The organism is Aminobacter carboxidus, assembly GCF_014863355.1.
Classification (GTDB): Bacteria; Pseudomonadota; Alphaproteobacteria; order Rhizobiales; family Rhizobiaceae; genus Aminobacter; species Aminobacter carboxidus.
The window spans coordinates 1,244,336-1,268,072 of sequence record NZ_JACZEP010000001.1; the positions used below are offsets into that span (position 1 = coordinate 1,244,336).

At 63.2% G+C, this 23,737-nt stretch carries 22 protein-coding genes and 1 tRNA gene; 13 read left to right on the plus strand and 10 right to left on the minus strand.

Features of this window, described 5'->3' with window-relative positions:
* Positions 1–123 precede the first annotated feature (123 nt).
* From IHE39_RS05875 to IHE39_RS05885, 3 genes are all read right to left on the minus strand, one after another.
* Positions 124–825 carry an SH3 domain-containing protein gene (locus tag IHE39_RS05875; RefSeq protein WP_192565805.1) on the minus strand — a complete coding sequence of 234 codons (702 nt, stop codon included), beginning with the start codon at positions 823–825 and terminating at the stop codon, positions 124–126.
* A gap of 73 nt (positions 826–898) precedes the next feature.
* Positions 899–1,120 (minus strand): alkylphosphonate utilization protein, encoded by a 222-nt coding sequence (locus tag IHE39_RS05880; RefSeq protein ID WP_184769119.1) that lies wholly within the window; start codon positions 1,118–1,120, stop codon positions 899–901.
* Between the two features lie 391 nt (positions 1,121–1,511).
* Positions 1,512–2,543: a LacI family DNA-binding transcriptional regulator gene (locus IHE39_RS05885; RefSeq protein WP_184769120.1), complete on the minus strand. Its 1,032-nt coding sequence runs from the start codon at positions 2,541–2,543 to the stop codon at positions 1,512–1,514.
* A 265-nt stretch (positions 2,544–2,808) separates the two neighbouring features.
* Between IHE39_RS05885 and IHE39_RS05890 the strand changes: the two genes are divergently transcribed.
* The 7 genes from IHE39_RS05890 (at position 2,809) to IHE39_RS05920 (ending at position 10,038) form a co-directional block, all read left to right on the plus strand.
* On the plus strand, positions 2,809–4,143 hold the full coding sequence (locus tag IHE39_RS05890; protein WP_184769121.1) for an ABC transporter substrate-binding protein: 1,335 nt from the start codon (positions 2,809–2,811) through the stop codon (positions 4,141–4,143).
* Positions 4,144–4,247: 104 nt separating this feature from the next.
* Entirely contained in the window at positions 4,248–5,195 is a 948-nt protein-coding gene (locus tag IHE39_RS05895) for a carbohydrate ABC transporter permease (RefSeq protein ID WP_184769122.1), read from the plus strand.
* Positions 5,192–6,133 (plus strand): carbohydrate ABC transporter permease, encoded by a 942-nt coding sequence (locus tag IHE39_RS05900; protein WP_184769123.1) that lies wholly within the window; start codon positions 5,192–5,194, stop codon positions 6,131–6,133. The genes IHE39_RS05895 and IHE39_RS05900 overlap by 4 nt, the downstream gene beginning before the upstream one ends.
* A complete protein-coding gene (locus IHE39_RS05905) occupies positions 6,130–6,318 on the plus strand; it encodes a hypothetical protein (protein WP_192565806.1) in 189 nt (62 codons plus the stop codon). The genes IHE39_RS05900 and IHE39_RS05905 overlap by 4 nt, the downstream gene beginning before the upstream one ends.
* 4 nt (positions 6,319–6,322) lie before the next feature.
* Positions 6,323–7,420, plus strand: coding sequence for an ATP-binding cassette domain-containing protein (locus IHE39_RS05910; RefSeq protein WP_192565807.1), 1,098 nt, complete (start codon positions 6,323–6,325; stop codon positions 7,418–7,420).
* Complete coding sequence (locus IHE39_RS05915) at positions 7,413–8,408, plus strand: ABC transporter ATP-binding protein (protein WP_192565808.1); 996 nt, start codon at positions 7,413–7,415, stop codon at positions 8,406–8,408. Before IHE39_RS05910 ends, IHE39_RS05915 begins: the two co-directional genes overlap by 8 nt.
* A gap of 10 nt (positions 8,409–8,418) precedes the next feature.
* Positions 8,419–10,038 carry a dihydroxyacetone kinase subunit DhaK gene (locus IHE39_RS05920; protein ID WP_192565809.1) on the plus strand — a complete coding sequence of 540 codons (1,620 nt, stop codon included), beginning with the start codon at positions 8,419–8,421 and terminating at the stop codon, positions 10,036–10,038.
* 271 nt (positions 10,039–10,309) lie between these two features.
* Here the strand turns inward: IHE39_RS05920 and IHE39_RS05925 are convergent.
* From IHE39_RS05925 to IHE39_RS05935, 3 genes are all read right to left on the minus strand, one after another.
* Positions 10,310–10,384 (minus strand) — tRNA-Glu (locus IHE39_RS05925).
* 79 nt (positions 10,385–10,463) lie between these two features.
* The gene (locus IHE39_RS05930; RefSeq protein WP_192565810.1) at positions 10,464–11,669 is read right to left on the minus strand and encodes a YcbK family protein; all 1,206 of its coding nucleotides are present in this window, start codon (positions 11,667–11,669) and stop codon (positions 10,464–10,466) included.
* A gap of 216 nt (positions 11,670–11,885) precedes the next feature.
* Positions 11,886–13,715, minus strand: a complete 1,830-nt coding sequence (locus IHE39_RS05935; protein WP_192565811.1) for a PHA/PHB synthase family protein — start codon at positions 13,713–13,715, stop codon at positions 11,886–11,888.
* A gap of 144 nt (positions 13,716–13,859) precedes the next feature.
* Here IHE39_RS05935 and IHE39_RS05940 point away from each other — a divergent pair, with 144 nt between their 5' ends.
* The 5 genes from IHE39_RS05940 to recJ all read left to right on the plus strand — a co-directional run bounded on the left by IHE39_RS05940 (position 13,860) and on the right by recJ (position 19,856).
* The gene (locus IHE39_RS05940; protein ID WP_246485384.1) at positions 13,860–14,207 is read left to right on the plus strand and encodes a hypothetical protein; all 348 of its coding nucleotides are present in this window, start codon (positions 13,860–13,862) and stop codon (positions 14,205–14,207) included.
* A 48-nt stretch (positions 14,208–14,255) separates the two neighbouring features.
* Positions 14,256–15,473 carry an LL-diaminopimelate aminotransferase gene (locus IHE39_RS05945; protein WP_192565813.1) on the plus strand — a complete coding sequence of 406 codons (1,218 nt, stop codon included), beginning with the start codon at positions 14,256–14,258 and terminating at the stop codon, positions 15,471–15,473.
* 52 nt (positions 15,474–15,525) lie between these two features.
* The gene (locus tag IHE39_RS05950; protein WP_192565814.1) at positions 15,526–16,842 is read left to right on the plus strand and encodes a homoserine dehydrogenase; all 1,317 of its coding nucleotides are present in this window, start codon (positions 15,526–15,528) and stop codon (positions 16,840–16,842) included.
* 192 nt (positions 16,843–17,034) lie between these two features.
* Positions 17,035–18,009, plus strand: a complete 975-nt coding sequence (gene glpX / locus IHE39_RS05955; protein WP_192565815.1) for a class II fructose-bisphosphatase — start codon at positions 17,035–17,037, stop codon at positions 18,007–18,009.
* Positions 18,010–18,065: 56 nt separating this feature from the next.
* Entirely contained in the window at positions 18,066–19,856 is a 1,791-nt protein-coding gene (gene recJ, locus IHE39_RS05960) for a single-stranded-DNA-specific exonuclease RecJ (RefSeq protein WP_192565816.1), read from the plus strand.
* On the opposite strand, the gene IHE39_RS05965 is transcribed toward recJ, so the two are convergent.
* The 3 genes from IHE39_RS05965 to folE form a co-directional block, all read right to left on the minus strand.
* The gene (locus tag IHE39_RS05965) at positions 19,853–20,818 is read right to left on the minus strand and encodes a patatin family protein (protein WP_192565817.1); all 966 of its coding nucleotides are present in this window, start codon (positions 20,816–20,818) and stop codon (positions 19,853–19,855) included. The genes recJ and IHE39_RS05965 overlap by 4 nt on opposite strands.
* Positions 20,819–20,902: 84 nt before the next feature.
* Entirely contained in the window at positions 20,903–21,358 is a 456-nt protein-coding gene (gene hisI, locus IHE39_RS05970; RefSeq protein ID WP_192565818.1) for a phosphoribosyl-AMP cyclohydrolase, read from the minus strand.
* A gap of 36 nt (positions 21,359–21,394) precedes the next feature.
* Positions 21,395–22,036, minus strand: a complete 642-nt coding sequence (gene folE / locus IHE39_RS05975) for a GTP cyclohydrolase I FolE (RefSeq protein ID WP_067961716.1) — start codon at positions 22,034–22,036, stop codon at positions 21,395–21,397.
* A 238-nt stretch (positions 22,037–22,274) separates the two neighbouring features.
* On the opposite strand from folE, the gene IHE39_RS05980 reads away from it, so the two are divergent.
* On the plus strand, positions 22,275–22,703 hold the full coding sequence (locus tag IHE39_RS05980) for an iron-sulfur cluster assembly scaffold protein (protein ID WP_184769141.1): 429 nt from the start codon (positions 22,275–22,277) through the stop codon (positions 22,701–22,703).
* Here IHE39_RS05980 and IHE39_RS05985 read toward each other — a convergent pair.
* A complete protein-coding gene (locus IHE39_RS05985; RefSeq protein ID WP_184769142.1) occupies positions 22,685–23,626 on the minus strand; it encodes a LysR substrate-binding domain-containing protein in 942 nt (313 codons plus the stop codon). The genes IHE39_RS05980 and IHE39_RS05985 overlap by 19 nt on opposite strands.
* Positions 23,627–23,737: the final 111 nt, after the last annotated feature.

The window sequence follows — 23,737 nt, forward strand, 5'->3', positions numbered from 1 at the left end:
GGTAACTTTGTGCTCGCAACACCTGCGAGACGAGCCGCAGATTTGGCACCGGATGCGCTCGGTTTCAACCCGCAAAGCCCTGCCAGGTGCGATATCGGCTGTTTAGGTGGCGAATTTGGCGAGTCAGCCCGGGTTTGCGCTGTCGGCGGCCTGGCCAAGCGTCTGTTTGGGGCGAGGGGCTGAAGGGTCGGCAGGCCGCAGCAGGTCACCATGAACCCAGCCCTTGCGGCCCGAGGCCGAAACCAGCGTCCATTTGCCGTCGCGGGCGAACACCCTGACGCTCTCGCCCTGCTTGAGGCTAGAGGTAACGGGCGCCGAAACGCTCGGACGCTGGCGCAGATAGACCGACGTGCTGGTGTAGAGCACGTTGAGGGTGGTAGCGCCGATGCTCGCGGATTTCGCTGTCGCTTGCTTGGCGGTTGACTTCGGGCGCGGCAAGGGGGTCGGTGGGCGTGTAATCGAGGCCGTTTCGATCTCCGCGGCAGGCCTGCTGGGCGCTCGTTCCTTCGCGACAGGTGCTGCTGCCACAACCTTTTTAGACGCAACGTCAGCTTTGGGTTTGGGAGCAGCTGCCATCTTGCGCGGCTCGACATTCGCCTTGGGACGCGCCACCTCAGCTTGCGGGCGTGGCGCGACATTGACCTTCGGCCGGGTGATGTCAGGGGCTTTGCGGGCGGCAGTTTCCGTCTTGGGCTTGTTTGCCGCTTTGGCTGGCCGTTCGTCGAAACGCATCTTGCTGGGCAGATCCTGCGTCATCGCCCAGCCGCCGGCAGCAAGCGCGCCGAGCACCAGCCATCTCAATTTGGGAAGGGCGAATCCAGACATGGACTGAGTTTGGACCTCAGTGCTTAAAACCGCGTTGACGCGGGGCGTTGCCGCGCGGCGCGGGCCAAATGCCTCAGGCCTTCTTCAGGAACTCGGTCTTCAGCACCAAGCCCTTGACTTGCTTGGTGTTGCATTCGATCTCGCCGGCGTTGCCGGTCAGGCGGATGTTCTTGACCAGCGTGCCACGCTTGATGGTCTCGGAGGTGCCTTTGACCTTCAGGTCCTTGATCAGGGTGACGGAATCGCCCTCGTTGAGTTGGGCGCCGTTGCTGTCTTTGACGATGATGTCAGACATGTCTCTTCCTTCCGCTGCCAAGTCGCTATTTTCAGCGGGAGTAGTTTGTCAAAGCGGTGGCGTAAAGGGCCCCGTGCCTTTTACGGCTTGGGCGCGTTGGATTCGGCGGGATCGCAAGGCGGTTGGCCTTTGAAGTCCCGCGCCAGGCAGCCATATTTGTCGAATGTCTGTCCGCTGGTTCTCGCTGCTTTCGCCATGCCGCAGGCCGACACGCTCAGGCAGGCGAGCAGGGCGATCGTTACTCTCGTAGCGTGCATCGTGCTAATTCCGGTTGAGTGGTCTAACGAATCTCTTGTCGCGGGTGGACTTGCAGTTGAACTGTAAGTGATTGGAAAGCTTGGCGCACACCATCTTGCTTCCGACAGTTGGATGCCGTTCTTCGCGCACCGGATCACTCGAACTGCAGGTTCTCCTTCAGCAGGACCTCGATGCGGATGCGCTCCTGGGAGGCGAGGGGTTCGCGGTGGTCGGAGCGGGCGCGCATGATGCGGAGCGCGCTGCGGACAGCGTGACCTGGGTCCTGGGCAATGACGGCGTCGATGCGCTCGTCCATCAGCGCCTGCTCGCTGAAAGGGGTGCGTTCATGGGCGACGACTGTCAGTGCGCGGGCGCCTTGCGTGTTCCATACAGCCGTCAGCGGCACCCGTGCTTCGGAGCTCAGGACGTAGACTGCGACTGTATCCGGATTGTGCTGCAAGGTACGCTGAATGATGAGGTCGGCGCGCTTTTCGTCGCCATAGGTTTCCAGCGACGGCAGGCTCTCGAGATGAGGGAACCGGGCGTTGATGATGCTGTCGAAGCCGAGGCGGCGCTGGATGCTGTCGAGCGCCATCATGGTTTCCGCAACGATCATGATCTTGCCGGGCCTTCCGCCGGTGAAGCTGCCGACGATCTTGCCGGCTGTCGCGCCGGCCGCAAAATTGTCGACGCCAACATAGTCGGCGTTCTCCAGCCGCTCCTGGCCCGACAGGAATTGTACGGCTTTGACGCCGCGCTCAACGAGCCTCAGCAGCGCATCGCGCACCTGTGGCGATTCCGGCGCCATGACGGCCACCCCGTCCATTGCGTCGTGGTCAATGCCGGTGAGGTATTTCGCGATCTGGTGGGGGTCGCTCATGGCAATCTGCGCTATCTCAACCTCGGTAGCATCGGCGCGCAACGCCTCCCTGGCCTCGCTGACCCGGGCGATCAGCTCGGCAAGATACTGGTCTCCCGAAGTCGGCAGGACAAAACGGAAGCGATAGGTCTTGTTGCGTGCCAGGGCCACGGCTGCCGGATTGCGCACGAAACCGATGCGTTCGATGGCCTCGGTAACCTTGAGCGTCACCTTATTGCTGACGTTCGGCCGTTCGTTCAGCACGCGGTCGACGGTTGCCAGACTGACACCCGCGGCTTCCGCCAGATCTTTTGTGGTTGGCCGCATTGTTTGATCATTCCAGCTTCGAACCGGATTTCTCCAACAAAAGCAGATGAAAAGCAAGTTTTGAGGTGCGCACCTCAAAATTCGCTTGCATTGAGGTGCGCACCTCAATTATGACTCTCATCGTGGTCGCCAGGAGGATTGAGCGAGCCACGCAGGCGGCGCGGAGGAGACTGGCCCGCCGGGAAGGTCATTCCGCGTCAGGTGCCCGCAAAGGGCGTTTTCACCTTCCGATGGAGATCGGAAGGATGGGAGGGAGGTCCCAGCCATGACATTTCGCCATGTTAGATCATTGGCCGCTTTCGGTGCCGTTTTGGCTGCCGGCGTGGCAGCTACAAGCCAGGCCAGCGCAAAGGACCTGACGTTGTGCTGGGCCGCATGGGATCCGGCAAATGCGCTCGTCGAACTCAGCAAGGATTTCGAGGCCAAGAGCGGGGTCAAGATGAAGTTCGAGTTCGTGCCGTGGCCGAATTTCGCCGACCGCATGCTCAACGAGCTGAACTCAGGCGGCAAGCTGTGCGATCTCATGATCGGCGACAGCCAGTGGATCGGCGGCGCCGCCGAGAACGGCCAGTACGTCAAGCTCAATGATTTCTTCGACAAGGAAGGAATCAAGATGGACGACTTCATCCCGGCGACCGTCGTCGGTTATGCCGAATGGCCGAAGAACTCGCCGAACTACTGGGCACTGCCGGCCTTCGGCGACGTCGTCGGCTGGAGTTACCGCAAGGACTGGTTCGCCCGCCCTGAGCTGCAGGCCGAGTTCAAGCAGAAGTACGGCCGCGACCTCGCTGTGCCGAAGACCTTCGCCGAGCTGAAGGACATCGCCGAGTTCTTCCAGAAGCGCGAGATCGACGGCAAGACGGTCTACGGTGCCGCCATCTACACCGAGCGCGGTTCGGAAGGCATCACCATGGGCGTGATGGACGTGCTCTACAGCTACGGCTTCCAATATGAGAACCCAGACAAGCCCTACGAACTGGACGGCTACGTGAATTCGGCCAAGGCGGTGCAGGGGCTGGAGTTCTACAAGCAGCTCTACGATTGCTGCACGCCGCCCGGCCACTCCGACGCCTACATGTCGGAGGACATCGACGCCTACAAGTCGGGTCAGGTCGCCCTGCACATGAACTTCGCCTTCACCTGGCCCGGCATCAATGCCGATGCCAATGTCGGTGGCGACAAGTCTGGCTACTTCCCCAATCCGGCAGGCCCCGACGGCAAGGCCTTCGCCCAGCTTGGCGGCCAGGGCATCTCAGTCGTCTCCGCCTCGGAGAAAAAGGACGATGCGCTCGCCTACATCAAATGGTTCGCCCAGCCCGAGATCCAGCAGAAATGGTGGCAGATGGGCGGCTATTCGGCACTGCGCAAGGTCGTTGAAGATCCGGGCTTTGCGACCAGCCAGCCCTATGCGCAGACCTTCCTCGACTCGATGGCGATCGTGAAGGATTTCTGGGCCGAGCCGTCCTACGCCTCGCTGCTGCAGGCAGCACAGAAGCGCTTCCACGACTATGTGGTCGCCGGGCAGGGTTCCGCCCAGGACGCGCTCGACGGCCTCGCCAAGGACTGGACGCAGGTCTTCGACGACGAAGGCAAGTACTGACCGTCATCAGCCTCGGCCCGTGCCTCCCAGCGGGTCATGGCGCGGACGGAGCCGGGTTCTGCCCGGCTCCGTCGCCGCACCAGTCGCCAATCAGGGGAATATCAATGCTGCACTCTCCAGTGGACCGGGTTGCCGAGGCAACGCCGCATGCCATGGCCAAACGGTTCAGGGGCTTGTCCGATCGCTCGCTCGCCTGGCTCTTCGTCACGCCGTCGATCGTGCTGTTGCTCGCGGTCAACATCTTTCCGCTGATCTGGACGATCCGGCTGAGCTTCACCAATTTCCGCGTCAACCGGCCCAATGCGGAGGTCGCCTTCGTCGGGCTGAAGAACTATGTCAGCATCCTGTCCGACAAGGACATCTGGCTGACCATGCAGGCGACCGCCCATTTCCTGATCTGGACGCTGGTCCTTCAGGTGCTGATCGGCTTCTCGCTCGCCTACCTGATCAACAAGAAGTTCCGCGGCAACGACCTCTGGACGACGATCATCGTGCTGCCGATGATGCTGAGCCCTGCCGTGGTCGGGAATTTCTGGACCTTCCTCTACCAGCCGCAGATCGGCCTGTTCAACTACGCTGTCGGCTTCCTGACGGGCGCCGATCCCTCCAGTTTCTCGATGATCGGCGACGTGTCCCTGGCGCCCTGGGCAATCGTCATCGTCGACACCTGGATGTGGACGCCTTTCGTCATGCTGATCTGCCTGGCGGGCCTGCGCTCCATTCCCGACAGCATCTACGAAGCGGCCGAATGTGACCGCGCCAGCAAATGGCGGCAGTTCTGGACCATCACCATCCCGCTGGTGCTGCCCTTCCTGATGCTCGCAGTGCTGTTCCGCGGCATCGAGAACTTCAAGATGTTCGACCTCGTCGTTCAGCTCACCGGCGGCGGCCCGGGCTCGATCACCGAACTTACCTCGATCAACCTGAAGCGCGAGGCCTTCGAGAAGTGGCGCACCGGCTATGCCTCGGCCTACGCCGTCATCCTCTTCGTGACCGTCTTCGGCCTGGCCTCGATCTACGTCAAAGCCCTGAACAAGGTGAAACAGAGATGAGCAGCTATTCCGTCACCGAGCCGTCGCGCCGACAGAAATGGTTCGCTGGTATCCTTGTCGTGCTCTACGCGCTGATCACCATCCTGCCGCTGGTCTGGATCATCGCCACCAGCTTCAAGACCCCGTCCGACGCCATTGCCTATCCGCCGAAGACCTTCTTCACGCCGACGGTCGAAGGTTATGTCAACGTCTTCACCACGCGCACCCGTCTCACCGAGGAGCAGTTGCAGGCGGTCGGAGAGCCCCAGACCTGGTACGACAGGCTGGTGCGCAAGGACGGCCTGGTCATTTCCGGTCCCTCGCGCTTCGCCGAGCGCTTCACCAACTCGGTCATCATTGGCTTCGGTTCGACGGTGCTGTGCATCGTGCTAGGCACGGCTGCGGCCTATGCCTTCTCGCGCTTCAAGGTGCCGCTGAAGGACGATCTGATGTTCTTCATCTTGTCGACGCGCATGATGCCGCCGATCGCGGTCGCCATCCCGATCTTCCTGATGTTCCGCTCGCTCGGCCTCAGCGACACCCATGCCGGCATGATCCTGCTCTATACGGCGGTGAACCTGTCGCTGTCGGTCTGGCTGCTCAAGGGCTTCATCGACGAGATCCCGATCGAATATGAGGAAGCGGCGCTGATTGATGGCTACACGCGTTTCCAGGCCTTCTACAAGGTGGTGCTGCCACAAGCGGCGACGGGTATCGCCTCGACCGCGATCTTCTGCCTGATCTTTGCCTGGAACGAATATGCCTTCGCCGTGCTGCTGACATCGGGCAATGCCCAGACAGCACCCCCTTTCATCCCGACCATCATCGGCGTCTCCGGTCAGGACTGGCCGGCAGTTGCCGCGGGCGCGACCCTCTTCCTCGTGCCGGTCATGGTGTTCACCATCCTCCTGCGCAAGCATCTGCTGCGCGGCATCACCTTCGGAGCAGTGCGCAAATGACCAGGTTCTTCGACGGATTGCTTCATTTCCGGCGCGGCGCCTGGGAGATGCTGGCCTCGGTGCTGATCGCTGCCGGCGTTTTCATGCTCATGCAGCCCTTCGCCCTGGTCCTCTATTCCTGGTCCTTCCTCGTAACCCTGCTGGGCACGGTGACGTTCATCATCGTCAGCCATTTTCCGGAGTAGGCCCGTGGCGCAGATCAGAATCCAGAATGTGCGCAAGGAGTTCGGCGCCTTCACCGCCGTCCGCTCCTCGAGCTTTACCATCGAGGATGGCGAGTTCTTCATGCTGCTCGGCCCCTCCGGCTGCGGCAAGACGACGACGCTCAGGATGATGGCCGGGCTCGAGCTGCCGACCTCGGGCGAGATCTTCATCGATGGCGAAGAGGTCGGCATGAAGCCGGCCAGCAAGCGCGACATTGCCTTCGTGTTCCAGATGTTTGCGCTCTATCCGCATATGAACGTGCGCAAGAACATCTCCTATCCGCTGGTCAGCCAGGGCATGAAGCGCGAGGAGGTGAAGACGCGGGTCCACGAGGTTGCCCGCATCCTCAAGATCGAAAACATCCTCGACAGGCCGGTTGGCGGGCTGTCGGGCGGTGACCGCCAGCGCGTAGCACTCGGCCGGGCCATCGTGCGCCGTCCCAAGGCGTTTTTCATGGACGAGCCGCTCGGCGCGCTCGATGCGGAGTTCCGCGAGCACATGGCCGAGGAATTGCGCGCGCTGCACGACCGCATGGGCGCAACCACGGTCTATGTAACCCACGACCAGCTCGAGGCCATGCAGATGGGCGACAAGATCGTTGTCATGAACCACGGCGTGGTCGAGCAGTTCGGCAAGCCGCAGCAGATCTATGACTGGCCGGCGACCAAGTTCGTCGCCCAGTTCATCGGCTCGCCGCCGATGAACTTCCTGGAGTTCGAGGGCATGATCGGCATCGGCGGCACATCAATCGATCTCGGCGAGGCGAAGATAGAGGTGCCGGGCTTGCGCGAAGGGCGGGCCGGCAAGCTGACACTGGGCGTGCGGCCCGAACATGTGAGGTTCGTGAACGACTCGGCATACAGGGGGCGGGTCAGCGCGGTCGAATATCTGGGGACGACCCAGATCGTGACACTGAGGTCGAGCTACGGCGATCTCAAGGCGCGTGTCCCATCGGACCAGGTGGTTCGCGAAGACGAGCTGGTCGGTCTCCAGTTCGACCCGCGGACGCTGTCGGTGTTCGACGCCGAAACCGGCAAGGTCCTGCGCTCGGACGCCAATGATGGAGTGCTGGGACATGGCTGAAGTTGTCCTTGAAAATGTCACCAAGTCCTTTGGCGGCACAGGTGCGCTTAACAATGTTTCGCTGACGATCCCCGACGGTTCATTCGTCGTGCTGCTCGGCCCCACGGGCGCGGGCAAGACGACGACGCTGCGCATGGTCTCCGGCCTCGATGCGCCCGACAGCGGCGAGGTCCATATCGGCGGCCGGCCGGTGAAGGGGATGTCGCCGGCCGAGCGCAACGTCGCGATGGTGTTCCAGCAATACTCGCTTTACCCGCACCTGACAGTGCGGCAGAACCTCGAGTTTCCGCTGAAATCGCCGCTGCTCAAGACACCGCGGGACCTGATCGACCGGACTGTGAAAGAGGTCGCGGAGGTTCTGCAGATCGCCCACAAGCTCGACAACAAGGCGACCGCGCTGTCGGGCGGCGAGATGCAGCGCGTCTCCATCGGCCGGGCGCTGGTGCGCAACCCGCAGATATTCCTCATGGACGAGCCGCTGAGCTCGCTCGACGCCAAGCTTCGGGCCGACCTGCGCATCGAATTGAAGCGCATCCAGGCGAAATCGGGGGCGACGCTGCTTTATGTCACTCACGACCAGATCGAGGCGATGACGATGGCGACCCATGTCGGGGTGTTGAATGAAGGCAGGCTGGTGCAGTTCGGCCCGCCGCGCGAAGTCTACGAGCAGCCAGTCAGCGTCTATGCGGCAACGCGCCTCGGCCAGCCGCGCATCAACGTGCTGCCGGCCGATCTGTTCGCCGGCGCGCCTTCGGCCGCGAAAAGCATCGGCCTTCGCCCTGAACATATCGTGCAGGGCGAAGGGCAGGAGGCGCTGGTCAAGCGTGTCGAGCATCTCGGCGACCAGACGCGCCTGCACCTGACCCTGAAGCGGCACGACCTTATCACCGTTACCGATGCTCACACACCGCTCCGGGGCGGCGAGACCATCAAGATCCAACCGTCGCGGCCGCTCTATTTCGATGCGGCTGGCATGCGCATAGCTTGAGGAGATTTCCATGGCGCAATTCATCAACAGGCGCGAAGACGTCGTCACCGAGGCAATCGACGGTGTGCTTGCGCTGTCGGGCGGCGCGCTCACCCGCCTCGACGGCTATCCGCATATACGCGTCGTGCTGCGCAGTGATTGGGACAAGTCAAAGGTGGCGATCGTCTCGGGCGGCGGCTCCGGTCACGAGCCAGCGCATGTCGGCTTCGTTGGTAAAGGCATGCTGACGGCCGCGGTCTGCGGCGACGTCTTTGCGTCGCCCAGCGTCGATGCGGTGCTCGCCGGCATCCTGGCGGTGACCGGGCCGGCCGGCTGTCTGTTGATCGTCAAGAACTACACCGGCGACCGACTGAACTTCGGTCTCGCCGCCGAGCGGGCCCGCGCCTTCGGGCTTAACGTTTCGATGGTGATCGTCGGCGACGACATCGCATTGCCCGACTTGCCGCAGGCGCGCGGCGTCGCCGGCACGCTGTTCGTGCACAAGATCGCCGGCGCGCTTGCCGAACGGGGCGCCGACCTCGACACGGTGACGGCGGCGGCGAAACACGTTATCTCGGGCACCCGCACCATCGGCATGTCGCTCGACACCTGCAGCGTTCCGGGTTCGCCTAAGGAAGATCGCATCCCCCTTGGCAAAGCCGAGCTCGGCCTTGGCATCCATGGCGAAGCCGGCGTCGAGCAGATCGACTTTGCTGGCGCCCGTGCTTCCGTCGCGACCATGGTCGAGCGACTGGCATCGGTGATGGGCGAGGGGCAGCATGTGGCACTGGTCAACAATCTCGGCGGCACCTCAGTGCTGGAAATGTCCGTGCTTGCCCATGACCTGCTCCAGTCGGCCATCGGCGAGAGGATCAGTCATGCCATCGGGCCTTCGCCGTTGATGACGTCGCTCGACATGCAGGGCTTTTCCATCTCGGTTTTTCCGGCGGATGCGGCCGAACTGGAGTTGCTCAAAGCGCCTGTCGCGATCCCGGCCTGGCCTGGGCTCTCGCGGGCCCGCCCGATTACGGTCGCCCCCATGCCCGACGGCCTGACTCCGATCACGCCGATGCCGTCGAACCATGCGGCGACGCGCGCCTTCGTGATCAGCTGCTGCAACGTGCTGATCGGAGCCGAGCAGGATCTCAACGCGCTCGACGCCAAGTCGGGCGATGGCGACACCGGCTCGACGCTGGCGGGTGCCGCCCGTGCCCTGATCAACGCCATCGACCGGCTGCCGCTGTCGGATCACACGCAACTGCTGCGTGCCATCGGCCAGGAATTGAGCCAGACGATGGGCGGCTCCTCGGGCGTGCTGCTCGCCATCTTCTTTGCCGCCGCTGGCGACGGGGCATCTAGCGGCCTGCCGATGCGGGAGGCACTGCGGGCGGGGCTGGCGCGCATGCAGGAGATCGGCGGCGCCAAGATCGGCGACCGTACAATGGTAGATGCCCTTTCTCCCGCTCTGGTGGCCCTCGACGATAGCCTCGTCGCTGCGGCTGATGCCGCCCGCAAAGGCGCCAACTTCACAGCGACCCTTACCCGCGCCAAGGCCGGCCGCGCCGCCTACATCAACGCAAAGCAACTCGAAGGGCACATCGATCCGGGTGCCGAGGCGGTCGCGCGGCTGTTCGAGCACCTGGCGACCTGACCCGCGCCGCGCCATCGGTCGGGCTGCCATCGACACTCCACGGCGGCCCGATTCAGCTATCCGCGTCCCACTCATGCGGCTCGACATTGCTGGGCCAAGGGCGCCAGGCGGCAATCATGCCCCGCCGAAACAGTTCTGATCGGTTGGCCGTCATGGAAGATGTCGAGCGCCGCTGGAACAGCCCGATGGAGCCGAGCGGAATCGGCCTGCTCGGATCGCCTGTTGGCTGCCCTAAAGCTTGGCACAATGTCAGCTAGATGGCTGAAAAACCTGGTACGCCCAAGGGGAATCGAACCCCTGTTACCGCCGTGAAAGGGCGGTGTCCTAACCGCTAGACGATGGGCGCGCTCAGGTGAGGCGGTGTATAATTGGCTTGTTCGCGACAGGCAACCCGTCTTTTTGCTGCGTCGCGAAATTTTTTCTACTTATCCACGGCGACGGCCGCAACGCCAGTTCCAGTCGCGTTCCGGGCCGACGTCGATGTGGACGGAGTTGGTATGGCAATAGGTGCCGACGCCGCCGCGGCCCGGCATCGCGCGCAGATAAGTCGCCAGTTCCCATTTGCCGACGCCCGGAATCTGGATGTCGGCCGCCGCGCAATACATATGCTGCGAATTCTTGGCGCCGCGGGCGCGGCGGTTGCGTTCGGGGTTGCGGTAGCCCGACGTGACGATCATCTTCTTGCCGTAGTGCTGCTCGGCCGCCTTCAGGATTCGCACCAGCGACGGCTTCAGGCAGGCGACATCGACGCTTTCGGTCTGCTTGAGCAGGCCATTGGGCGCGAGTCGCGCCATGCCGGCTGCCGAAGCCAGCTCCAGGCCGGGATCCTCGTCTTCGTGCAGGTCGACGTCGCTGTCGTCGTTAATGCCCGACTTGCGCTTGATCTCGAACAGGTCGGTGGTGCGCACGCCCGGCAGCGCCCAGTTCGAATCGCCACTTGACGAGCCGCCCAGCGAAGCAAGCTCCACCGGCTTTGCTTCGGCTTTCGCCGAGGCCAGTGTGATGATCGGCTTGGCTTTTTCTTCCGCGGCCTTTGGTTTGGCGTCGGACGATTCGTCGCCCATCGCGATCAACGGCTTTGCCTTCTGCTCCGCTGGCGCAGGTGCCGCCTTGGCGGACGAAGAGCCGAACAACGAGGCAAACAGCCCCTTCTTCTTGGGCGCTTCGGGCTCGGCCGCCGGCCCGTTGGTCAATATGAAGCCGGTGTCTTGCTGTGCAGGCGGTTTGGCCGTTTTCGCGTCCGCGGTCTGGGCAGCGTCAGCTTCCGCCTTCGGCTGCTCCGCTGCGGCCACCGTTAGGGGCTGCTGCTGCTGTTCGGCACTGGCGATGGCAACTTCGGCTGCGTTTTCGGCCCCTGGCTTGACCAGCGGGACATACCCGACCTGGTCGGGAAGGGCGGTGTCGCCTGCCTGGCTCATCGTCACCTGGGCAACGGTCGCGGCTGGGGCGCCGGCGGCGGTTGCCGATTGAGCCGTGGTTGTTTCGGTGGTCGTTGCAGCATTGGCCGCGGGATTTGCCAGGTCGAAATTGGGTTCGCCCGTCGACGAGCAAGACACAGTAAGCAGCGAAACCAGTACGGTCAGCGCAACGCCGCATCGCCGGTCTGCGAATCGCAGTGCTCCTGACGTCAAACCGGTCCCCTCTCATGCACTGCAGGCCAACGATTACGCTTGGCGATTGAAATCGAACGTTTACGCAACCACGCTCCTGAACGAGAAGCGGTACTCAAAATTTCGGCAATGATACCCCAGTTAGCGGGCTAGGCGTCAATTAAGGCGAGATCATGATAGCCGCCACGTTTTCGCCCTCTTGGTAAAGGGCGTCAATTCACTGCCTGTGACAGCCGGTTACACGCGAACTTTCACATAGCTGCCGGGGGCATCCTCTAGCACCCGGCCGCTTATGCCAGGCTTGCGTGCTGCGACAAGGGTATCGTCCTTGGCTTCGATCCAGCTCTGCCAGTGCGGCCACCATGAGCCTGAAGTCTCGACGGCACCCTTGAGCCAGTCATCGAAGTCGCCCACCGGCTTGCCATTCGACCAGAACTGGTACTTGCCCGTGGCAGGCGGATTGACGACACCGGCGATGTGGCCCGAGCCGCCCACGACATAGTCGACATCGCCGCCGAAATACTGGCAGCCGAGGAACACCGAGCGGGCAGGGGCGATGTGATCCTCGCGCGCCGCCAGATTGTAGACGGGGATGGTGACGTCGGCGAGCGAGATGGTTCGGCCGGCAAGTTCCATCCGGCCTTGCGACAGGTTGTTTTCGAGGTAGCAGTTGCGCAGGTAAAACGAGTGGTTGGCCGCTGCCATGCGTGTCGAATCGGCGTTCCAGTAGAGCAGGTCGAAGGGCGTCGGCTCCTTGCCGCGCATGTAGTTGTTGATGACATAAGGCCAGATCAGGTCACCCGAGCGCAGCATGTTGAAGGCCGTCGCCATCTTGGTGCCGTCGAGATAGCCCTTGTCCTTCATCGCCCCTTCGAGTGCTTTTATCTGATCCTCGTCGACGAACACCTTGAGGTCGCCGGCATAGGTGAAATCGACCTGGGTGGTGAAGAAGGTGACCGACTGGATGCGGTGGTCGCCCTCCTGGGCCAGAAGCGCCAGTGCTGCCGCAAGCAGCGTGCCGCCGACGCAATAGCCGATCGCGTTGACTTCGCGTTCGCCCGTCGCCTGCTCGACTGTGTCGAGACCGTATTGCAGGCCCTCGCGAATATAGGCTTCCCAGTTCTTGAGGCCGTGACGCTGGTCGGGGTTGATCCAGGAGATGACGAAAACGGTGTGGCCCTGTTCGACAGCCCAGCGGATGAAGGATTTCTGCGGGTTGAGGTCGAGGATGTAGAACTTGTTGATCCATGGCGGGCAGATCAGCAGCGGCCGCTTCAGCACCTTGTCGGTGGTGGGCGTGTACTGGATGATTTCGGCGACATCGCTGCGGCCGACCACCTTGCCCGGCGTCATGGCGATGTTCTTGCCGATCTCGAAGCTGGAATAGTCGGCCTGCCTGAGCTTGAGGTCGCCCTTGCCGGCCGAAATGTCCTCGGCGAACATCTTCATGCCGCGCACCAGGTTTTCGCCATTGCTGGCGACTGTCTCGCGAAACAGCTCCGGATTGGTCAGGATGAAATTCGACGGCGAGATCGCATTGGCGACCTGCTTGACGTAGAATCCGGCCTTGTGGCGGGTGTGCTCGTCGAGGCCGTCGGCGTGGTCGACAAGATCGCCGGCCCAGCGCGCCGTCACCAGATAGGCCTGCTTGAGGAAATCGAAGAAGGCGTTGCGACCCCATTCGGGATCGAGAAAGCGCTTGTCGGCGCGGTCGGGTTTGACGGCGTCGTCGACCTCGTCGCCGCCCATGCGCTGGATCGACTTGCTCCACACATCTAGATAGCCCGAAAACAGCCGGGTCTGCGCCTCGAGCGCCCGTTGCGGGTCGGACAGCCAGTATTCGGTGAGCTTCGAGAAGGTCTTGACCATGTCGGCCATCGGTTCGGCGACGGTGTCGCGCAGTTCGCCCTTCTCGCGCGGTTCGGCCCAAGCGGAAGCGGCCTTGCCCGCCTGCTCGATCATGCGGGCCATGTTGAGGGCAAAACGTTCCGGATCTTTGACGAGGTATTGCTCGACGGAGGAGGGGGAATCGCCACTCGGCTTGTCCGAATCGTCTACCTTCGCCATGGTTCTTGCAGGTCCTCCCAAAGCGCCCATTGTTGACATAGTATCATGTGACGTCTTACCGGGTCCAACGCGCTGTACCGCGCCTGTCGGGGAAACTTTATGACATATAGTGTTGGTCGGAATGTTTTTTTCTGTGCCCGCGTGATGTTATCAGCGAGTGCGCTGGCATTGGCCGTTGCCGCCAGCGGCTGCACAAGCACTACGACCTCGACCGCCAGCAGTGCTGCACCAGTCACCGGACGCGGCGCGCAGGACACCGGAACCTACCCCAATCTCAACATTCCGCCGAAGGTAGCCGCCGCGCAGTTCACCGAGGAGCAGAAGGCGGCCAAGCTCGCCTCGCTCCAGGCGGCGCAGCAGCGCCAGGGCGCCAAGGCGGGCGCGGGCGGCGGCAACTCGGCCGCCATGACCACCCTGGCCCGAAAGCATGGCGACGACACGCTGAAGGCCATCGAAGGCAAGTGCGAGACTATCGACCCAGCCTGCAATTGAGTGTATATCGCGCACGCATCGCCGAGCCCCCGTTTACCTGGAATTGACATGGAAGAATTTCACAAGGTCCGCCGCCTTCCGCCTTATGTCTTCGAGCAGGTCAACCGGCTGAAGGCCTCGGCCCGTTCGCGCGGCGCCGACATCATCGACCTTGGCATGGGCAATCCAGACCTGCCGACGCCGACTGCCATCGTCGACAAGCTGTGCGAAGTGGTGCGCGATCCACGCACCCACCGCTACTCATCGTCGCGCGGCATCCCCGGCCTGCGCCGCGCCCAGGCCAATTATTATGCCCGTCGCTTTGGCGTGAAGCTCAATCCCGACACCCAGGTCGTGGCCACACTCGGCTCGAAGGAAGGCTTCGCCAACATGGCGCAGGCGATCACCGCGCCTGGCGACGTCGTGCTGTGCCCGGATCCGACCTACCCGATCCACGCCTTCGGCTTCATCATGTCGGGCGGCGTCATTCGCTCGCTGCAGGCCAAGCCGGATGACGGCTTCATCCCGGCGCTCGAACGCGGCGTCCGCCATTCGATCCCGAAGCCATTGGCACTGATCCTCAACTACCCGTCGAACCCGACGGCGCATGTTGCTTCGCTCGACTTCTACAAGGACGTCGTCGCCTTCGCGAAGAAGAACGACATCATCATCCTGTCGGACCTTGCCTATTCGGAGATCTACTTCGACGGCAATCCGCCGCCTTCGGTGCTTCAGGTGCCGGGCGCGATCGACGTCGCGGTCGAATTCACCTCGATGTCGAAGACGTTTTCGATGCCGGGCTGGCGCATGGGTTTCGCCGTCGGCAACGAGCGCCTGATCGCCGCGCTGACCCGCGTGAAGTCGTATCTCGACTATGGCGCTTTCACGCCGATCCAGGTTGCCGCGACCGCAGCGCTGAACGGCGACGGCACCGACATCGCCGAAGTGCGCGAGGTCTACCACAAGCGCCGCGACGTGATGGTCGACTCGTTCACCCGCGCAGGCTGGGAAATCCCGGCGCCGGCGGCGACGATGTTTGCCTGGGCGCCGATCCCCGAGCCGTTCAAGCATCTTGGTTCGCTCGAATTCTCCAAGCTGCTCATCGAGCATGCCGACGTGGCTGTCGCTCCGGGCGTCGGCTTCGGCGAACATGGCGACGATTATGTGCGCCTGGCGCTGGTTGAGAACGAGCACCGCATCCGCCAGGCTGCGCGCAGCATCAAGCGCTTCCTGCAGACCACCGCCAAACACCCCAACAACGTGGTTCCGCTCGCAGCCCATCGCTGAGCGGCATCACGGCCACATTCCCAGAACTACTGAAGTAAGAGGCGCCGCGACCATGGCTGAAGCATTGCGTGTTGGAATTGCCGGTCTCGGCACGGTCGGTGCTTCGGTGGCGCGCGTACTGCGCGACAAGGGCGCCGAGCTCACCCGGCAGTGCGGCCGCGAAATCGTCGTCACAGCTGTTTCCGCCCGCGACCGCACGCGCGATCGCGGCGTCGACCTGAGCGGCGCCCAGTGGTTCGACGATCCGATCGAACTGGCCGAGAAAGCCGATATCGACGTCTTCATCGAACTGATCGGTGGTGACGAGGGTGCCGCGCGCGCTTGCGTGCGAGCCGCCCTGGACGCTGGCCGTCACGTCGTTACCGCCAACAAGGCGCTGCTCGCCAAGCATGGCGTGGCGCTGGCCGAGATCGCCGAGAAGAAGGGCGTGCTGCTCAACTACGAAGCGGCGGTCGCCGGCGGCATCCCTGTCATCAAGACGATGCGCGAGGCGATGGCCGGCAACAGCGTCACCCGCGTCTTCGGCATTCTCAACGGCACCTGCAACTACATCCTGACGCGCATGGAAGCCGAGGGCCTGACCTTCGAGGCCTGCCTCGCCGACGCCCAGCGCCTTGGCTACGCCGAAGCCGACCCGACCTTCGACATCGAGGGCAACGACACGGCGCACAAGCTTGCCATCCTGACCAGCCTGGCTTTTGGCTCGAAGATCGCGGCCGACGACATCTATCTCGAAGGCATTTCCAACATCACCCAGGCTGACATTCGCGCAGCGGCTGAGCTCGGCTATCGCATCAAGCTGCTCGGCGTTGCCCAGCGCACCGAAAGCGGCATCGAGCAGCGCGTGCACCCGACCATGGTGCCGACGGCTTCGGTCATCGCCCAGGTCCATGGTGTCACCAACGCGGTGGCGATCGAAACCGACATTCTGGGCGAGTTGTTGCTGTCGGGTCCCGGTGCCGGCGGCAACGCCACGGCGTCGGCCGTCGTCGGTGACATCGCCGACATCGCCAAGAGCCGCCCCGGCTTCCAGCACGGCCCGGTGTTCGGCCGTCCGGCCAAGGAACTGAAGCCCTACAAGAAGGCGCAGATGCGCAGCCACGCCGGCGGCTACTTTATCCGCCTGACCGTGCACGACCGGATCGGCGTCTTCGCAGCCATCGCCAAGCGCATGGCCGACAACGACATTTCGCTGGAATCGATCGTTCAGCACGCCAATGGCACGGAAGGCGGCACCGCGCAGAAGACGGTAATTCTGGTGACCCACGAGACCACCGAGGCTGCCGTCCGCAAGGCTGTCGACGGCGTGACCAAAGACGGCCACCTGACCGACAAGCCGCAGGTCATCCGTATCGAGCGCGCCGGCTAGTCCGACGCCTCGACGAGGGGGCGCAAATGTGCCCCCGGCCAGGCAGTCAAGCCTCAATTCCCTTTCAATCGATTGATATTGTTTCGCTTTCGATTAAGCGGGCAACAGGTCTTGCCGTTGTCATGCGGGTTTGACAATAAGAGCCGGCCCGGTTTGGGCGCTCCGAACCCATCGACTTCAGGACCCAGCATTATGGCGAAAAGCGTTGTAGCCGGCCTCGACCGGATTCTCACCATGGAACTCGTGCGCGTCACCGAGCGCGCTGCCGTTGCCGCAGCAAGGCTGCGCGGGCGCGGCGACGAGAAGGCCGCCGACCAGGTCGCCGTCGACGCCATGCGTCAGGAATTGAACCGCCTTGCCATCAAGGGCACCGTCGTCATCGGCGAAGGCGAACGCGACGAGGCACCGATGCTCTACATCGGCGAGGAAGTCGGCTCGGGCGGCCCCGATGTCGACATCGCCCTCGACCCGCTCGAAGGCACCACCATCTGCGCCAAGAACCTGCCCAACGCCCTCGCCGTCATCGCCATCGCTGAAAAGGGAAGCCTGCTGTTCGCGCCTGACGTCTACATGGACAAGATCGCCGTCGGCCCCGGCTACCCTGAAGGCGTCATCGACATCGATGCTTCGCCGGCTGAAAACATCGCCAGCGTCGCCAAGGCCAAGGGCGTGCCGGTAGAAGAGATCACCGCCTGCATCCTCGACCGCCCGCGCCACGCCAAGCTGATCGAAGCCGTGCGTGCGACCGGCGCTGCCATCCGCCTGATCGGCGATGGCGACGTGGCCGGTGTCATCCACACCACCGATCCTGAAGAAACCGGCATCGACATCTACCTCGGCACCGGTGGTGCGCCTGAGGGCGTGCTGGCCGCTGCCGCCTTGCGCTGCACCGGTGGCCAGATGCTCGGCCGCCTGTTGCTTGATTCGCCGGAAAAGGTTGCCCGCGCCGCGACCATGGGCATCACCGATCCCAAGAAGGTCTACCGCATCGATGAAATGGCGCGCGGTGACGTGCTGTTTGCCGCAACCGGCGTCACCGACGGCAACATGCTTGCCGGCGTGAAATTCGGCCGCGATTCGATCACCACCCACACCATCGTTCTGCGCTCGTCGTCAAAGACGGTGCGTGAGATCAAGGCGCGTCACCAGGATCTGGAAAAATTCTGATTACGCGCTTGTCCGTCTCGCCTATGGTCGATCCGAAGCGGGTGGACCTCAACTGAATGGCGACTGAAAAGCGTAATTTTCTAGGCGTACGGCGTTCGGCCACCGGTGTCTCATGGGAGCACCGGCTGACCGAACGCCAGGACATGCTGGCGCTCGCCATCGCCCAGGGGCATGGCGTGCCCGACATCGTTGCCCGCGTGCTCGCCGGGCGAGGCGTGTTGCCTGAGGACACCGAGCGTTTTCTCGACCCGACGATCCGCGACCTGCTGCCCGATCCGGCGTCGCTGACCGACATGGCCAAGGCTGCCGAGCGTATCGCCGATGCGGTGCTGCGCAAGGAAAAGGTGGCGATCTTCGGCGACTATGACGTCGATGGCGCATCGTCTTCGGCGTTGATGAGCCGCTTTCTCACGCATTTTGGCATCGAGTCCGAGATCTACATCCCCGACCGCATCTTCGAAGGTTACGGCCCCAACCCCGATGCGATGCGCGATCTCATCGGCCGGGGCGCCAGCCTGATCATCACCGTCGACTGCGGCACCAACAGTGCTGCCTCCATCGATGCTGCCAACGAGGCCGGCGCCGATGTCGTGGTGCTCGACCACCATCAACTTGGCGGGCCGCTGCCCCATGCGCGCGCGGTGGTCAACCCGAACCGCGACGACGATCTTTCAGGGCAGGGCCATCTCTGCGCTGCCGGCGTGACCTTCCTGGCGCTGGTCCAGACTGCCAAGGTGTTGCGGGAAAAATTGCCTGATGCACCGCGCCCGGATCTGTTGTCGCTGCTCGACCTTGTGGCACTGGCGACCGTTTGCGACGTCGTGCCGCTGACCGGGGTCAACCGCGCCTTTGTCGTCAAGGGGCTGCAGGCGATGCGCCAGCAGAACAATCCCGGGCTGACCGCACTCGCCCGCGTTGCACGCATCGGCGAACCGCTCAACAATTTTCATCTCGCTTTCCTGCTTGGCCCGCGCATCAACGCCGGCGGGCGCATCGGCGACGCCGCCTTGGGCAGCAAGCTGCTCGCCACCGACGATCCGGTCGAGGCCGGAACGATCGCCGAAACGCTCGACCGCCTGAATCAGGAGCGGCAGGCGATGGAGACCGAGATGCTGGCCGAAGCGCGCGCCGAGGCCGACGCCGAGATCGGTGCCGGCCCCGGGCCGGCGGTGCTGGTCACCGCAAACACGACCTGGCACCCTGGCATCGTCGGCCTGCTCGCCTCGCGGCTCAAGGATCATGCCCGCCGCCCGGCCTTCGCCATCGCCTTCAATCCGAATGGCCTTGGCACGGGGTCGGGGCGCTCGGTTTCCGGTTTCGACCTTGGACGGCTCGTGCGCGAGGCCGTGGAGGCCGGCTTGCTGGTCAAGGGTGGCGGCCACGCCATGGCGGCCGGCATCACCGTCGAGCGCGCCAAGCTTGGCGAGTTGCGTGCCTTTTTCGAGCAACGCGCCGCAGCCGACGTGTTCCGGCTACAGGACGAGGAAAGCCTCAAGATCGACGGCGCCCTGGCTGCGGAAGGCGCGACGCTGACGTTGGTCGATGCGCTGGAGAAGGCCGGGCCGTTCGGGGCAGGGCATGTTCCGCCGGTCTTCGTTCTGCCCCGGCACCGTATCGCCGACGCGCGGCTTGTCGGCACGGCGCATATCCGTATCGATCTGCGTTCGGAAAGCGGCGGCCGGGTGCAAGCCATGGCCTTCAGGGCGGCAGAAACGCCGCTTGGCGATTTCCTGTTCCGCAATCGCGACCGCGCGATCCACGTTGCCGGCTCGATTTCGGTCAATCACTGGAATGGCAGCCGCACGGCCCAGTTCAGGATCGTCGACGCGTCGCTGGCCGGGCCTTAACCCAGCACCGCCTGGAGCCGGAGGATCTCCTCCATCTGCGCCTTGGTCGCCTCGTAGCCGAGGCGGATGGCTTCGTCGGCGCGGTGGAATTCCGACAGGCCGATGAGGCCAAGCTTGGGCTGGATCGACAGGTCGGGCGGATCGCCGGCGAGACGAGCGCGCGAAATACGGTCCTGGATGATGTTGAAAGCCTCGACCATCACGCCGGTGATGCCAAGCCGCGTTTCGCGATCGCTCTGTGTCGAGCTCTCGCCAGGCCGTGCCGGGCGCTCGACCACAAGTTCGCCGGCACTGTGCTTGATGACGGCGGCACGCCCGAACAGGTCGTAGTGCAGATTGACCGCCACCACCAACGGCTGTTCGTTGGCGCGGCAGACCGAAACCGGAACCGGATTGACCAGCGCACCGTCGACGAGCACGCGTCCGTTGCAGGTAACCGGTTCGAACACGCCGGGCAGGGCATATGAAGCGCGCATCGCCTTGATCAGCGAGCCGCTCGACAGCCAGATCTCATGGCCGGTGCGGATCTCGGTGGCGACGCAGACGAAGGGTTTTGGCAGGTCTTCGAAGCTCACGGAGCCCATGTGATGCTGCATGCGGGCATCAAGCTTCATGCCGCCGAACAGGCCACTGCCGCCAAGCTTGAAATCGAACAGGCCAAAGATCCGGCGCTTGGTCAGGCTGCGGGCGAACTCCTCGAGCTCGTCGAGCCTGCCGGCGAGATAACAGCCGCCGACCAAGGCGCCGATCGAGGTGCCTGCGATCATGTTGATGCGAATTCCGGCCTCATCAAGCGCGCGCAGCACGCCGATATGGGCCCAGCCGCGCGCGGCGCCGCCGCCAAGTGCCAGTGAGATGCCGTTCTGCTTGGCCGTTTCGGGCGTGTTCGAACTCGTGCCGGAAGAAAAGCCGTTGGCTTCCCGGATGTTTTCGCGTGCATGAAATGACGCCCACTCGAGCATCAAAATCTCCCTTGTCCCAGAAGCAGACTACTCCCGACCCGTATTAAAATCGTGAATCTATGTGTTCTGGAACAGCAAGCCGGTTCACGATTTCTTGTGGTAGGTCTCGTCTGTATCGAACAGAGGAGCACTGCCGTCCGCGCTGAGCGTGGCCATGCCGTTTTTGTACCCCACCGTCCGATAGAAACAGGAACGCCTGCCGGTGTGGCAGGTTGCTTCGTGGCCGGTAACATTTACGCGTAGCCACACGGCATCCTGGTCGCAGTCGGTGCGGATTTCGACGACGTGCTGGAAGTTGCCCGAGGTCTCACCCTTCTTCCACAACGAACCGCGCGAGCGCGACCAGTAGTGGGCAATGCCGGTTTCGATGGTCAGCGCCAGGGCTTCGGCGTTCATGTGCGCGACCATCAGCAGCACGCCGTCGCCAGCGTCGGTGACGACGGCGGTGACGAGGCCATTGGCGTCGAAGCGCGGCGTGAACGCTTCGCCTTCTTCGAGCGCGCGCTTGTCTTCGGAAGCTTGTGGAAACTGCAGGGTCATCGCCGGGGTCCTAAGTCGGGCACCGGCGAAGCGGGATCAGATCCCGCCGCCGCCGGCTCGCACCATGGTCACGAACCGGACCTGTTCTTCGGGAGTGTCCCGGAAAACGCCGGTGAAGGTGGAGGTCAGGGTCGTTGAACCCTGCTTGCGGATGCCGCGCATGGCCATGCACATATGCTCGGCCTCGATCATCACGGCGACGCCGCGCGGATTTAGCACGTCCTGGATGACACCGGCAATCTGCGCCGTCATCGCTTCCTGCGTCTGCAGGCGGTGGGCGAAGATGTCGACGACACGGGCGATCTTGGAAAGCCCGACAACCTTACCATCCGGCAGATAGCCGACATGGGCCTTGCCGATGATCGGCACCATGTGGTGCTCGCAATGCGAATGGAACTTGATGTCGCGTACAATGACCAGATCGTCATAGCCAGCGACCTCCTCGAAGGTGCGGCCAAGCTCGTCGGCCGGGCACATGTCGTAGCCGTTGAACATTTCACGGAAGGCCTTGGTCACGCGCTTGGGCGTGTCGATCAGGCCTTCGCGCTGCGGATCGTCTCCGGTCCAGCGCAACAGCACCTTCACTGCGGCTTCAACCTCCGCCTCGGTCGGGCGGTCGGTCGCAGGCTTGTCCATATAGGCTGATTGCGGCATCAGCTTCTTGGCAACGGCATCCATATCAGGCGTCTCCAGTAGTCCCTGTCAGAGCAGGGACGAGTTGAACGGACACAGCCACTTTAGGGACCACCGGAACAAGAGTGCCGTACCCAAAGCTGCTTATCTTGCTCTTCTCCCGATGCAGATTCTGCTGCCTTGTCGGGAGGCGAGCGCCACCATTATATATGGGTGACGACGACGATTGAAAGATGCAACCGCGACAAGAGTTGTTCGTCACGCGCACTCAGAGTGAAAAAAGTTGATCGACGACATCTACAACACGAAAATCCTCGGTTTCGCCGGCAATATCGGCCGGCTTGGCCGGCTCGATCATCCCGATGCGACGGCGACGGCGCATTCAAAACTGTGTGGATCGACTGTCACGATTGATCTGGCGATGAAGGACGGGGTGGTCACCGACTTTGCCCATGAAGTGAAGGCCTGCGCGCTGGGCCAGGCGTCGTCGTCGATCATGGCCGAGCATGTCGTTGGCGCCAGCGCCGAAGAATTGCGCGCGGTACGCGAAACGATGCTGCGCATGCTCAAGGAAGGCGGGACCCCGCCGGAGGGCCGGTTCGGCGACCTGAAGTATCTCGAGCCGGTGCGCGACTACAAGGCGCGGCACGCCTCGACGATGCTGACCTTCGATGCCGTGGTCGACGCGATCGGTCAGATTGAGCGCAGGTAGGCTGCAGCCAGGCAGTTGTCGAGGACATCGAGGCTTTCGGCGAATTCGGCCTTGATCCACTCTGCGAAGCACTGTGCAGGCTCGGACAGCTTGGCTAGGTTCTTGGCCACCAGCCAGTAGCCGCCGCACACGACATTGGTCTCGAACGGCTTGACCAACGTTCCTGCCTGAAGTTCTTCATACACCAGCAGCAGGTCGCCAAGGGCGACGCCGTGGCCGAGCATGGCCGCCTGTTTCGACAGCGCCGCGTCGGCCAACAAAGGCCCACGCTCGGGGACAGAAGCTTCGTCGGCACCTGCTGCTTCAAACCAGCGCGCCCAGCCCTGGCGGTTTTCCTCATGCAACAGCGTGTAGCGGCGCAGATCAGCAGGGGATTCCAAAGGCGGGCCGGATGCCAGCAGCGCCGGCGAGAGAATTGGCGAATCGACGACCAGCCCCAACAGCTGCGACTCGCTGCGCGGCCATGCCGTATTGTGCGCGCTGAAGCGCAAGGCGAGCTCGGCCTGGTCGCTGCGGAAGTCGATCAGGCGCGGGTCGACATCGAGCGCGATCTCGATGTCGGGCCGCATTTCGCGGAATTTGTTGAGCCGCGGCAGAAGCCAGCTGGCGGCAAGCGCGGGTTCGGCACTGACGCTGACCACTGAAAGGGCGGGCCTTGTCGCCAGCTCCGAAAGCCGCCGGTCGATGTCGTCGAAGCTCTTGACCAGCTGCTGCAGCAGCTTCTGGCCCGGCTCGGTCAGTTCGACGCGACGATGGTAGCGCACGAACAGCGGCTGGCGCAGGAAGGTTTCCAGCTCGCGTATCTGGCGGCTGATGGCTGCCTGGGTGACAAACAGCTCTTCAGCGGCACGGCTGAAACTCAGGTGCCGACCGGCCGCCTCGAAACTTCTCAGTGCCGTCAGCGGAAGCCGCCCGCGGTTCATTCGCATAATCTCAGGTTATCCAAGATGGACGTTATACTCGTTTGAAGAGCACGGCTAGAGGCGGTCTAATCCTCTCATCCAGGAGGCAAAACCATGCCAACGCTCTTCAAC